Source organism: Streptomyces violaceorubidus (assembly GCF_000717995.1).
Taxonomy (GTDB): domain Bacteria; phylum Actinomycetota; class Actinomycetes; order Streptomycetales; family Streptomycetaceae; genus Streptomyces; species Streptomyces violaceorubidus.
In genome coordinates this window covers 282,187-294,119 of record NZ_JODM01000006.1, presented here as the reverse complement: position 1 = coordinate 294,119, position 11,933 = coordinate 282,187, and the positions used below count along the sequence as shown (strand labels likewise).

Below are 11,933 nucleotides of genomic sequence, written 5' to 3'. Positions count from 1 at the left end.
GTCCGGCAGTTGGGGAAGGAGGCACAAGCACCGACTCTGCGCGCCAATTGAGCAGGACAGTCGATTCTTTGCGGAAAGTGCGTCATCAGGTTTCTAGCGCGTCACTGGTTTGTCAACGGTCGCGGTTGAGGCGGGAGTTGGCACGCAAACGACTTGCGTTGCTTGCGAAGCGCTTGCGGACCTCATGAACTGGCGACAAGGGGTCGATGGCCGCCGTCCGGACGGTTCGAAGTCCGCAAGGCGCGCAAGTCGTGCACAGGTTGAAGCAACAGCCGTGACAAACACGAAGGCCGGCTCGACGCCCGAGGGCGTCGAGCCGGCCTTCGCCGGTACGGGGTCCCCGGTCGCGGGGACGGCGGATCAGTCCGTGCCGGACTCCATCGCGGCGCGGTCCAGCAGCTCGTCGTCGGCGGAGACCTCGCCGCGGGAGGCGATGGCCTGCGCGCCGCCCTCCGGCATGGCGCCGATCAGCCCGGTCGCGGCGGCCTGGGCGGCACCGATGGCCGGGTTGGCGGTGCCGATGAGACCGAGGCCGGCGTACTGCTCCAGCTTGGCGCGGGAGTCGGCGATGTCCAGGTTGCGCATGGTCAGCTGGCCGATCCGGTCCACCGGGCCGAACGCGGAGTCCTCGGTGCGCTCCATGGAGAGCTTGTCCGGGTGGTAGCTGAACGCCGGGCCCGTGGTGTCGAGGATCGAGTAGTCCTCGCCGCGCCGCAGCCGGAGGGTCACCTCGCCGGTGACCGCCGAGCCGACCCAGCGCTGCAGGGACTCGCGGATCATCAGCGACTGCGGGTCCAGCCACCGGCCCTCGTACATCAGCCGGCCCAGGCGACGCCCCTCGGTGTGGTACTGGGCGAGGGTGTCCTCGTTGTGGATGGCGTTGACCAGGCGCTCGTAGGCCGCGTGCAGCAGGGCCATGCCGGGCGCCTCGTAGATGCCGCGGCTCTTGGCCTCGATGATCCGGTTCTCGATCTGGTCGGACATGCCCATGCCGTGCCGGCCGCCGACGGCGTTGGCCTCCATGACGAGGTCGACGGCGGAGGCGAACTCCTTGCCGTTGATCGTCACCGGGCGGCCCTGGTCGAAGCCGATGGTCACGTCCTCGGGCGCGATCTCGACCGCCGGGTCCCAGAACCGCACGCCCATGATGGGCTCCACGGTCTCCACGCCGGTGTCCAGGTGCTCCAGCGTCTTGGCCTCGTGGGTGGCGCCCCAGATGTTGGCGTCGGTGGAGTAGGCCTTCTCCGTGGAGTCCCGGTAGGGCAGGTCGTGGGCGACCAGCCACTCCGACATCTCCTTGCGGCCGCCGAGCTCGGTCACGAAGTCCGCGTCCAGCCACGGCTTGTAGATCCTGAGCTGCGGGTTGGCGAGCAGGCCGTACCGGTAGAACCGCTCGATGTCGTTGCCCTTGAACGTGGAGCCGTCGCCCCAGATCTGGACGTTGTCCTCGAGCATCGCCCGGACGAGGAGGGTGCCCGTGACGGCACGGCCCAGCGGCGTGGTGTTGAAGTAGGCGCGTCCGCCCGAGCGGATGTGGAACGCCCCGCAGGTGAGCGCGGCCAGCCCCTCCTCGACCAGCGCCGCGCGGCAGTCGACCAGGCGCGCGACCTCGGCGCCGTACGTCTTCGCGCGGTCGGGCACCGAGGCGATGTCGGGCTCGTCGTACTGGCCGATGTCGGCGGTGTACGTGCAGGGCACGGCGCCCTTGTCACGCATCCACGCGACCGCGACCGAGGTGTCGAGGCCGCCCGAGAAGGCGATACCGACGCGCTCGCCGGTGGGGAGGGAGGTGAGGACCTTGGACATAGGAAGAGTATGCATGATTACGCATGACCATGCAAAGCCCCGCCCTCCTCGGGATCCGGGATCCTCTTCCTCACCCGGTCGGCAGCGCCACGTACTGCGGACCGCGACGGCGCTCACCATCGCCCGGCTCACCCACCCCACGCCCTGGGAGCGCACCGCCCACCGCAACGCCCTGCGCGACCTGGTCGAGCGGCGGCACCGCTCCGCCGCGGACGCGCGGGCCCGCGTGGCGGCCCTGGGCCTGCCCGCGGAGCACGCGCGGTTCGTCGCCGTCCTCGCGGACCTGCCGTCCGGGCAGGACAGCGGGGCGGCCGAGGCCCGGCTCTCCGAGGAGCTGACCGGGACGGGGGTGAGGGCCCTCGTCGGGCTGCTGTCCCCCGCCCGCCTCGGCGTGCTGCTGGCGCTGCGCCCCTCGCGTCCGTGGCGCGAGGCCGTCGAGCGGGTGAGCCGCTGTGCCCTGGACGCGGTTCCCGGCGCGACGGTGAGCGTGGGCGCACCGGCCGGGGAACTCGCCGACGTGGCGCGCTCGTTCGGCGAGGCGGCCCGGGTGGCCGAGGCCACCGAACCCGGCCGGGCCCTCCCGTCCGGCCGCTCCTACCGCGAGCGGTCCGACATCGGGCTGCGTCGCCTGCTGTACGCGCTGCGCGACGACCTCCGCGTCCGGGACTACGCGGAACGGCGGCTGGGCCCGCTGCTCGACCACGACGCCCGGCACGGCACCGACCTCGTGGCGACCCTGCGCGGCTACCTGGACGCCGCGGGGAACAAGACGGTGGCCGCCCGCTCGGCCGGCCTCTCCCGTGAGACGGTCTACCAGCGGCTGCGCACCATCGAGCGGCTGCTCGGCCGGGACCTCGAGTCCGGCGAGCAGCGCACCGAACTGCACGTGGCCCTGCACGCCGTCGACGCGCTGCGGGCCCGCCCGACCGCTCGCCCAGGAGGGGGACCGATGAGTTCTTCCCCTGCCCCGGGTCGTAGCGGTGGAGACCGACCGGACACCGAACGTTGAGGAACCTCGCATGCGTACTCTGATCAGCACCGCCTTCATCTCGCTCGACGGGGTCGTGGAGGCCCCGGGCGGCGAGCCCGGTTACCGGAACTCCGGGTGGACCTTCAAGCTGGTGGACTTCCTGCCCGAGGCGTACGAGATCAAGGGCCGGGAGCAGGGCGAGGCCGCGGCGCTGCTCCTCGGCCGGGTCAGCTACGAGGCGTTCAGCCCGGTGTGGCCGGACATGGCGGAGTTCCCGGAGTACCGGACGATGCCGAAGTACGTCGTCTCCACCACCCTCGCCGAGGACGACCTGGTGACGAACTGGGGCGAGACGACGATCCTGCGCTCGCTCGACGAGGTCGCCGCGCTGAAGGAGACCGAGGGCGGTCCGATCATCGTCCACGGCAGCGCGGCCCTGAACCGGAGCCTGTCGGACGCCGGCCTGATCGACCGCTACCACCTGCTGGTGTTCCCGCTGCTCCTCGGTGCGGGCAAGCGGCTCTTCGGCGACACGGACAAGGACGCCCAGAAGCTGAGGCTCGTCGAGCACGAGGTGTACGCCAACGGCATCCAGAAGAACGTCTTCGACGTCGTGCGCTGAGCCACGCGGCGAGCGGTGGTGCCGGGGCCGTGGACCCGGGACCACCGCTCACCCTGTGCCGGCGACTCAGACGCCCTCGACGGCCTCCTGCGTCTTCTGCGTCTTCTGCGTGAACACCGCGTGCAGCCGCCTGGTGTGGTCGACCAGCCGTTGCGGTCCGGTGAGCGCGACCGTCGCCGTCAGCCGCGGTTCGGTGCTGGACGCGGCGAACCGCAGCTCCAGCTCGCCCGGTTCGACGATCCGGCGGCCGTCGCGGCCGGTGAAGGAGGCGAGGTCGGCCGGGACCTCGACGCGCACCCTGCGGGCCTCGCCGGGGGCCAGCGGCACCCGCGTGTAGCCGATCAGGCGCTGCACCGGCTGGACGACGGAGGCGACCGGGTCGTGCAGGTACAGCTGCACCACCTCGGTGCCGTGGCGTGCGCCGGTGTTGCGGACGGTGAGCTCCAGCGCGAACGCTCCGTCGGTGGGCGCCTGCTCGGTGTGCGTTTCGAGCTCGCTCCAGGCGAACGTGGTGTACGTGAGCCCGTGCCCGAAACCGAAGGCCGGTGACGGGTCGATGTTGGACACCTCGCTGGCCTGGGCGAGCCGCGCCCCCAGATAGGTGGTCGGCTGGGCACCCGCTCCGCCGGGCACGCTGACGGGCAGCCTTCCCGAGGGGCTGGTGCGCCCGCTGAGCACACCGGCGATCGCCGCGGTGCCCTCCTCGCCGGGGAAGAACGACTGCACGATCGCGGCGGACTCGGCGACGGCGCGGCCCAGCGCGTAGGGCCGTCCGGCGAGCAGGACCGTGACCACCGGTGTGCCGGAGTCGAGCAGCGCGTCGAGGAGCTGCTGCTGCGCGCCGGGCAGCGCGAGGGACTCGGCGTCGCAGCCCTCGCCGCTGGTGCCGCGGCCGAACAGGCCCGCGCGGTCGCCCAGGACGGCGACGACGACGTCCGCCCCGCGGGCCGCGTCCTGCGCCTCACCGATGCCGGACAGCTCGCCGTCGTCGACGCCGGTGCCGCGGGCGACGGTGATCTCCGCGTCGGGGAACTCGGCGGTCAGGGTGTCGTGCAGGGTGGGCAGGTCGATGCCGACCGGGACCTCCGGGTGCCGCACCCCCACGTGACGCGGGAAGGAGTAGCAGCCGAGCACCGCGGTCGCCTCGGTGGCGTTGGGGCCGACCAGGGCGATGCGGCGGGGCCGGGTGAGCGGCAGGGTGCCGTCGTTGGTGAGCAGGACGACCGCCTTCTCGGCGATCTCGCGGGCCAGTTCCCGGTTCTCGGGCCGGTCCAGGTCGATGCTCCCGCGCAGCGCCTCGGGGTCCGCGAGGTCCACCCCGTCGAGCGCGGGCGGGACCGGGCTCCAGTCCGGGTCGAGCAGGCCGAGTTCCGCCTTCTGGGCGAGGACGCGGCGCAGCGCCCGGTCGATGAGGGCCTCGGGGATCCGGCCCTCGGTGACCGCCTCGACGAGGGGTGCGCCGAACGTCTTGACGGTGGGCAGCTCGACGTCGACGCCCGCCTTCAGCGCGGCGCCCGCGGCGTCGGCCCAGTCGGCGGCGACGCCGTGCAGGGTCTTGAGGAAGGCGATGCCGAAGTAGTCGGCGACGACGGTCCCTTCGAAGCCCCAGGTGTCCCGCAGCAGCCCGGTCAGCAGCGTCTCGTCGGCTGCGGCGGGCACCCCGTCGAGGTCGGTGTAGGCGTGCATGACGGAGCGGGTGCCGCCCTCGCGGACGGCCATCTCGAACGGCGGCAGCAGGACGTCGGCCCGCTCGCGGACGCCCACGGACGAGGGGGCGAGGTTGCGGCCGGCGCGGGAGGCGGAGTAGCCGACGAAGTGCTTGAGGGTGGCGACGATCCCGGCGGACTCCAGGCCCTGCACGTACGCGCTGCCGATGGTCCCGACGAGGTAGGGGTCCTCCCCGATGGTCTCCTCCACCCGGCCCCAGCGGGCGTCGCGGACCACGTCGAGGACGGGGGCGAGGCCCTGGTGGATGCCGAGGGAACGCATGTCGCGGCCGATGGCGGCGGCCATCCGGCGCACCGCGTCCGGGTCGAAGGTGGCGCCCCAGGACAGCGGGACGGGGTAGGCCGTGGCGCCCCAGGCGGCGAAGCCGGCCAGGCACTCCTCGTGCGCCACGGCGGGGAGGCCGAAGCGGCTCGCCGAGGTGATGCGGGCCTGGGTGCGCATGAGCGAGAGCGCGCCGATCGCGGGGTCGACGGGCACGGTGCCGAAGGGGCGGGTGAGCTGGCCGAGGCCGGCGGGGACGAGCGCGTCGAGGTCGACGAGCTCCTCCATGTCGTGCTGGTGCGGGGCGACTTCGCCGCCCTGGTCGGAGGCGCCGACCCACACTCCGTACAGCTGGGCGATCTTCTCCTCGAGGGTCATGGCGGCGACGAGCGCGTCGACTCTGGCGGCGACGGGGCGGGTCGGGTCGTTCCAGAGGGGGATTTCGGGGGTGGTCTCTACGGCCACGTCGGCAGTCACTTTCCTCCGACACCCATCAGCCCCTGGACCAGGGCGCGACGGGCGAACAGGTAGACGAGCAGGATGGGCACCATGGACAGCACCACGGCTCCCAGCAGACCGGGGATGTCGATGCCGTGCGCGGTCTGGAAGTTGTACAGACCGAGGGTGACCACCTTGGTGGACTCGGACTGGGTCAGCACGAGCGGGAACAGGAAGCCGTTCCACGCCTGGAGCGCGGAGAACACCACGATCGTGGACAGTCCCCCGCGCGACAGCGGCACGACGAGCTGGAAGAACATGCGCCGCGGGCTCGCGCCGTCCATCGCCATGGCCTCGTAGAGCTCCGGGGAGATGTCGCGCATGGCGCCGCTGAGGATGAGCGCGGACATCGGGAGGCAGAACGCGGCCGTGGGCAGGATGACGCCGAGCAGGTTGTCGTACAGCCCGGCCTCGCTGATCAGGTAGAACATCGGCACGATCACGGCCTGGGCCGGGATGGCGAGGCCGAGCAGGAACAGCCGGAAGATCGCCGAGGTGGCCCGGCCGCGGCTGCGGACGATCGCGTAGGCGAGCGGCGGGACCAGCAGCAGCACGATGCCGATCACGCAGGCGGTGACGACGAGCGTGTTGAGGAAGTACTGGCCGAAGCCCGAGTCGAAGGCGCCGGTGAAGTTGTCCAGCGTGAAGCTGTCCGGGAGCGAGACCGGGCCGTTCTCGGCGTAGTCCTGGCGGGTGCGCAGGGTCGCGGCGAGCAGCACGAACAGCGGCAGTCCGACGAGGAAGAGCCAGACGAGCGAGCCGACGCCGGCCACGTAGTTGGGTCGGCGCCTCATGACACACCCTCCATGGAGCTGCGCATCTTGTCGTAGCCGGAGACCCGGACGACGACCAGCGAGATGATCGTGGCCGCGACGACCAGGGCCAGGGCGATCGCGGAGCCGATGCCGTAGTCGAAGCTCTTGAAGGCCTTGTCGTACATGTAGTAGGCGCTGATGGTGGTGTCGGTGCCGGGGCCGCCCTGGGTCAGGATGAGGACGGTCTCGAACGTGGTCAGACCGCCGACGATCATCATGATCATCGAGGTGATCATGGAGGTGCGCAGCTGCGGCAGGGTGATGTGGAAGAACTGCCGGTAGCGGCCCGCCCCGTCGATCTCCGCCGCCTGGTACAGCACCTGCGGGACCGCGCGGGCGGCGCCCTGGTAGATCAGCGTGTGGAACGGGGTGAACTGCCACGTGCTGACGAAGGCCAGCACCCCGATGGCGGTGGTCTGTTCACCGAAGAGGTTGCCGTCGCCGAAGAGCCAGCTCGCCTCGGCCGGGATGCCGAAGTTCGGGTCGAGCAGCGCCCGCCACAGCACGGACACGGCCGTCGCGGACAGCAGCAGGGGGATGAAGTAGATGACCGACAGGACGGCGCGGTTGCGCTGGTGACCGGCGGCCCAGACGCCGAGCAGGATGCTCAGCGGTGTTTGCAGGACCACGCCGAGCGCGGTCAGCAGCAGGGTCAGCCAGATGCTCTTGAGCATCACCGGGTCGTCCATGAGGCGCGACCAGTTGTCCGTGCCGACGAACTCGGGCGAACTGATGCCGTCCCAGGTCATGAAGGACAGCACCGCCACCATGATCAGCGGGACGATCGCGAAGAGGAAGAAGAACACTGCGGCGGGCACCGCCCAGCCGAAGCCGGGGCGGCCCACCGTCGTCGCGGACGAGGCGGGCGGCCGCCGCCGGGACTCCTTGCGGGGTCCGGCGGCGGGCCGAGCGCTCGTGAGGTGTGTGGTCATGAGCCGTTCGTCACTCGGTCGGGAGGGCCTGCATGGCCTTGATGAAGCCGTCCGTGTCGAGCTGTCCGTTGAAGAACTGCTGGATGGCCTTGTGCAGGTCCGAGCTGGCCTTCTGCGGGTACGCCTGGTCCCAGGACAGCTGGAAGGACGGGGCCTTGGAGACGAGGTCGTACTGGAAGCGCGAGTACTCGGGGGTGCCGGAGCTGTCGATGAACTTGTCGGTGTTGGTGGTGGTCGGCAGATTGCCGATGTCCAGCTGCGCCTTGACGAACTCGTCGGAGTACATGAGCTTCAGGAACTCGGCGACCGCCTCGGGGTGCTTGGTCTTCTTCATCACCGAGTAGTAGTTGTTGGTGTTGCCGGCCACGTCGGCCGGGTCGCCCTTGCCGCCCTCGACGGTCGGGAAGGCCGTGTAGCCGAGGTCCTTCTCGGCGAACTCCTTGTGGTCCGTGAGCTGCTGGGAGTAGTACCAGGAGCCCATCAGCTCGAAGCCGGCCTTGCCGGAGGCCACGAGCTGGACCGAGCCGCCGTTGGTGTACTTGACGGAGTCGTAGTTCTTGCCGAAGGCGCCGGCGTCGACGAGCTCCTTGATCGTGTCCAGGGCCTTCTTGCTGTCGGCGCTCTCCCAGGCGCTCTTGTCGCCGCCGACGGCCTTGGCGAACAGTTCCGGACCGGCTATGCGGTCGTAGAGGTACTGGAACCACATCTGGGTGGGCCAGACGTCGCCGCCGCCGAGCGCGATCGGGGTGACGCCCGCGTCCTTGAGCCTGCCCACCGCGGCGAGCAGCTCGTCCCAGGTCTTCGGCGGCTGGACGCCCGCGTCCTGGAGGACCTTCTTGTTGTGGAACAGCAGGACCGGCTGGGTGCCGCGCATCGGGACGCCGTACGGCTTGCCGTCGACGGCGGCACTCTGGAAGACGGACGGCAGGAACTTCTTCTCCAGGTCCGGGTTCTTCTTGATGAAGTCGTCGAGCGGCAGCAGCAGGTCCGCCTTGACGAACGGCTTGATGCTGCCCCCGCCCCAGTTGAAGAAGACGTCCGGGGCCTGGGGGGTGTTGATGATCGTCTGGAGCTTCGTCTGGTAGTCGGCACCGGGGATGGTGTCGAGCACCGCCTTGACGTCGGACGTCATGTTGAAGGTGTCGACGATCTGCTGTTCGACCTTGTTGCTGGCGTCCCCGTAGACCAGGACATGGATCTTGCCGTCACCCGACGACGCCCCGCCGTCCCCGTCACCGCAGGCCGACAGGCTCAGCGCCAGGGCGAGCGTCGCACCGGTGGCGACCAGTCTGGGCAAGCGCGCACGTGTCTTCATCGTTCGCCTTTCGAAAGTTTCGGCGCCATCACCGAAAGTCCATGCTGGTCGGACAGTAAAGTGAGACCGGATTTCTGGTCAATGGCCGTGCAGCTGCCGACTCAAAACGTTATGGACCGCATGGCCTATCCTTCCGGCATGCACGATGAAGTTGAGGTGAGCGCCAGGGTGACCCTGGCTGAGGTGGCGAAAGAGGCAGGGGTCTCGCCTCCGACAGTTTCGAAGGTCCTCAACGGTCGTTCGGATGTCTCCCCCTCCACCCGGGCCAGGGTGGAGCGGCTCCTCGAACTGCACGGCTACCGCCGCCGTACCGCGGGCCCACCGCGCTCGCCGCTGGTCGAACTCGTCTTCCACGAGCTGGACAGCGTCTGGGCGATGGAGCTGGTCCGGGGTGTCGAGGACGTGGCCAAGGCCAACTGGACCGAGGTCGTGCTCACCCGGAGCGGTACCCGGCACGCGCCCGCGCCGGACTGGATCGAAGGCGTGCTCCGGCGCAGACCGCTGGGCGTCGTGCTGGTCTTCTCCACGCTCCCCGCGGAGGTCAAGCACCGGCTGCGGGCCTGGAACATCCCCTTCGTCATCGTCGACCCGGCCGGCGACCCCGACCCCGACGTCCCCTCCGTCGGCTCCGCCAACTGGGCCGGCGGGCTGGCGGCCACCCGCCACCTCACCGATCACGGACACGAACGCGTCGCGATCATCACCGGGTTCGAGGACATGCTGTGCTCCCTGGCCCGGCTCGACGGCTACCGCTCGGCGATGACCATGGCGGGCCTGCCGAGCGACCCGGCCCTGATCCGGTACGGCGACTACAGCGTGCAGAGCGGCTTCGAGCACGGCATGGACCTGCTCGCCGGCCCCGGGCGGCCCACGGCGGTCTTCGCGGGCAGCGATCTCCAGGCGCTCGGTGTGCTGGAGGCGGCCCGGGTCAGCGGACTGAGGGTCCCTCAGGACCTCTCGGTCGTCGGTTACGACGACGTGCCGCTGGCCCAGTGGTCGAGCCCGCCGCTGACCACCGTCCACCAGCCGCTGCGGCACATGGCCGAGGAGGCCACCCGCATGCTGTTCCGCCCGGACGACCCCGGCCGGGCCGGGCGGCGCATCGAGCTGGCGACCCATCTCGTCGTACGGCAGAGCACGGCGCCACCGGGCGGAGCGGCGCGGACGCCCGGCGGCGCACCTGGCTGACGAGGACGGGCGCGGCGCCTACCGGCCGGGATCGGCAGGCACGTCGGACGCCTCGGGCGCGTCGGGCACCCCTGTCATGCGCTCGTCGTAGCCGGTGGCGGGACCGACGACGCGGCCGGCGGCCCACCAGTTCTCCCGGGCCGGGTGCGCGCCCGGCGAGGACGCGCCGCGGACCTGGCCGGCCGACGCGCGAGTCCGGGAACCAAGGCGCCAACCTCCTGCGTATCAGGTCGGTGTCTGGGAAGATCTGCGGAGTCGGGCGACAGGGGGGCCGATGGAAGCACTGAAGGCTGGGGATCCGGACCGCATAGGCGCATACCGGCTCGTGAGCCGGCTCGGCTCCGGCGGCATGGGACAGGTGTTCCTCGGACGGTCGGCGGGCGGAAGACCCGTGGCCGTCAAGGTGATCCGCCCGGAGTACGGGGCCGACGCCGCATTCCGGCGGAGCTTCGCCCGGGAGGTCGAGGCGGCCCGGCGGGTCGGCGGCTTCTTCACCGCACAGGTCGTCGACGCCGACCCGGACGCGGAACGCCCCTGGCTGGTCAGTGCCTTCGTGCCCGGCCCCTCGCTGCACGCGGTGGTGAGCGAGCACGGCGGGCTGCCGACCCGGGCGCTGCGGGTCCTGGCGGCCGGTCTGGCCGAGGGGCTCGACGCCATCCACCGGTGCGGCCTCGTGCACCGCGACCTCAAACCGGGCAACGTCATCGTGGCGGCCGACGGACCGCGGGTCATCGACTTCGGCATCGCACGGGCGCTGGAGGCCTCGTCGCACACGGTCAGCGGCGTCGTCGCGGGCACCCCCGCCTACATGTCGCCCGAACAGGCGCGTGGGGACCGCGGGATCGGTCCGGCCAGCGACGTGTTCGCCCTCGGTTCGGTGCTGACCTTCGCCGCCACCGGGCGCGCCCCGTTCGGTGACGGGCATCCCGCGGCGATGCTCTACCGGATCGTCCAGGAGGAGCCGGACCTCGCCCTGGTCGATCACGAACTGCGCGGCCTGGTCGCCGCCTGCCTGGCCAAGGACCCGGACAGCCGCCCCACCGCGGCCGGCATCCTCGACTCCCTCTCCGACGACGCAGGGACGGACCATTGGGTCCCGCCCGCGATCACCCGCATGATCAGCGACTTCGAGGCCGCACACGGCGTCGGCGCCGACGGGGAGGAAGACGCGGCGGCAGACGGCACGACGGTCGCGAAGCCGTCCGCCGCCGACACGAAGCCCTACGAGGCCGGCGCCGCACCCGACGCCCCGCCCCCTTCTCCGCACCGGCGGCGCGGACTTGCCCGGCTGATCCCCACCGGCCGCAGGAACGGCCGCGGCACCCCGGAACACGCGGGCCCGGCCGCCCCGGACCCGCGCTCCCTCGCGCAGGGCTGGAACGGCCTCGCCTGGGGGGAGGACGTCGCCGACTTCCGGGCGAGGTTCCCGGGGGCGGCGCAGGAGAACGGCGAGTGGTGGGTCACGGGACAGGGCCCCGAGACGTTCTGCGGGGTCACGATGGACACCCAGTACGCCTTCAACAAGCGCGGCCGGTTGTGCCTGATCGCCTTCTATCCCGATCCCGGGGACCGGGAGCGCCTTCCCCTGTCGGTCCTGGAGACGCTGGGCGCGCCGGACGGCACGGCGACCCGGTGGACCAGGGGCAAGGTCGTCGTGGACGTGAAGGTGGCGGGCGTGGCGGCCACCATGACCCACACCGGGTTCGCCGACCACTGAGGAACCAGTTCGCGGCTGACATGCGAAGACCAGCAGGACCGGCCCGCACAAGCCCGCGCCGTAGCGGTGGACAGTGGCCGG

8 protein-coding genes and 1 pseudogene are annotated in these 11,933 nt (G+C 71.2%); 4 read left to right on the top strand and 5 right to left on the bottom strand.

What is annotated here, in order from left to right; genetic code table 11:
- Positions 1 to 360: 360 nt before the first annotated feature.
- A complete protein-coding gene (gene argG / locus IE94_RS0112085; RefSeq protein ID WP_030182320.1) occupies positions 361 to 1,806 on the bottom strand; it encodes an argininosuccinate synthase in 1,446 nt (481 codons plus the stop codon).
- Between the two features lies 1 nt (position 1,807).
- On the opposite strand from argG, the pseudogene IE94_RS0112080 reads away from it, so the two are divergent.
- Positions 1,808 to 2,815, top strand: a pseudogene (locus tag IE94_RS0112080) (PucR family transcriptional regulator); the annotation flags it as partial.
- A 10-nt stretch (positions 2,816 to 2,825) separates the two neighbouring features.
- Positions 2,826 to 3,398 carry a dihydrofolate reductase family protein gene (locus IE94_RS0112075; protein ID WP_030182317.1) on the top strand — a complete coding sequence of 191 codons (573 nt, stop codon included), beginning with the start codon at positions 2,826 to 2,828 and terminating at the stop codon, positions 3,396 to 3,398.
- 66 nt (positions 3,399 to 3,464) lie between these two features.
- Here IE94_RS0112075 and IE94_RS0112070 read toward each other — a convergent pair whose 3' ends face one another.
- From IE94_RS0112070 to IE94_RS0112055, 4 genes are read right to left on the bottom strand one after another with little or no spacing between them, the layout of a single operon-like run.
- Entirely contained in the window at positions 3,465 to 5,864 is a 2,400-nt protein-coding gene (locus tag IE94_RS0112070; RefSeq protein WP_030182315.1) for a beta-xylosidase/alpha-l-arabinosidase, read from the bottom strand.
- Positions 5,861 to 6,679 carry a carbohydrate ABC transporter permease gene (locus IE94_RS0112065; RefSeq protein WP_030182312.1) on the bottom strand — a complete coding sequence of 273 codons (819 nt, stop codon included), beginning with the start codon at positions 6,677 to 6,679 and terminating at the stop codon, positions 5,861 to 5,863. The genes IE94_RS0112070 and IE94_RS0112065 overlap by 4 nt, the downstream gene beginning before the upstream one ends.
- Positions 6,676 to 7,632 carry a carbohydrate ABC transporter permease gene (locus IE94_RS0112060; protein WP_030182309.1) on the bottom strand — a complete coding sequence of 319 codons (957 nt, stop codon included), beginning with the start codon at positions 7,630 to 7,632 and terminating at the stop codon, positions 6,676 to 6,678. Before IE94_RS0112060 ends, IE94_RS0112065 begins: the two co-directional genes overlap by 4 nt.
- A 10-nt stretch (positions 7,633 to 7,642) precedes the next feature.
- On the bottom strand, positions 7,643 to 8,947 hold the full coding sequence (locus tag IE94_RS0112055; protein ID WP_030182308.1) for an ABC transporter substrate-binding protein: 1,305 nt from the start codon (positions 8,945 to 8,947) through the stop codon (positions 7,643 to 7,645).
- 138 nt (positions 8,948 to 9,085) lie between these two features.
- Here IE94_RS0112055 and IE94_RS0112050 point away from each other — a divergent pair, with 138 nt between their 5' ends.
- Complete coding sequence (locus IE94_RS0112050) at positions 9,086 to 10,135, top strand: LacI family DNA-binding transcriptional regulator (protein ID WP_167343951.1); 1,050 nt, start codon at positions 9,086 to 9,088, stop codon at positions 10,133 to 10,135.
- A gap of 274 nt (positions 10,136 to 10,409) precedes the next feature.
- A complete protein-coding gene (locus IE94_RS40590; RefSeq protein ID WP_078606458.1) occupies positions 10,410 to 11,852 on the top strand; it encodes a serine/threonine-protein kinase in 1,443 nt (480 codons plus the stop codon).
- The last annotated feature ends 81 nt before the right edge of the window (positions 11,853 to 11,933 follow it).

Excerpts from the sequence above, each read along its gene's own strand:
- IE94_RS0112065 (WP_030182312.1), bottom strand. The coding sequence starts at position 6,679 with ATGAGGCGCCGACCCAACTACGTGGCCGGCGTCGGCTCGCTCGTCTGG.
- argG (WP_030182320.1), bottom strand. The coding sequence starts at position 1,806 with ATGTCCAAGGTCCTCACCTCCCTCCCCACCGGCGAGCGCGTCGGTATC.
- IE94_RS40590 (WP_078606458.1), top strand. The coding sequence starts at position 10,410 with ATGGAAGCACTGAAGGCTGGGGATCCGGACCGCATAGGCGCATACCGG.
- IE94_RS0112055 (WP_030182308.1), bottom strand. The coding sequence starts at position 8,947 with ATGAAGACACGTGCGCGCTTGCCCAGACTGGTCGCCACCGGTGCGACG.
- IE94_RS0112075 (WP_030182317.1), top strand. The coding sequence starts at position 2,826 with ATGCGTACTCTGATCAGCACCGCCTTCATCTCGCTCGACGGGGTCGTG.
- IE94_RS0112050 (WP_167343951.1), top strand. The coding sequence starts at position 9,086 with ATGCACGATGAAGTTGAGGTGAGCGCCAGGGTGACCCTGGCTGAGGTG.
- IE94_RS0112060 (WP_030182309.1), bottom strand. The coding sequence starts at position 7,632 with ATGACCACACACCTCACGAGCGCTCGGCCCGCCGCCGGACCCCGCAAG.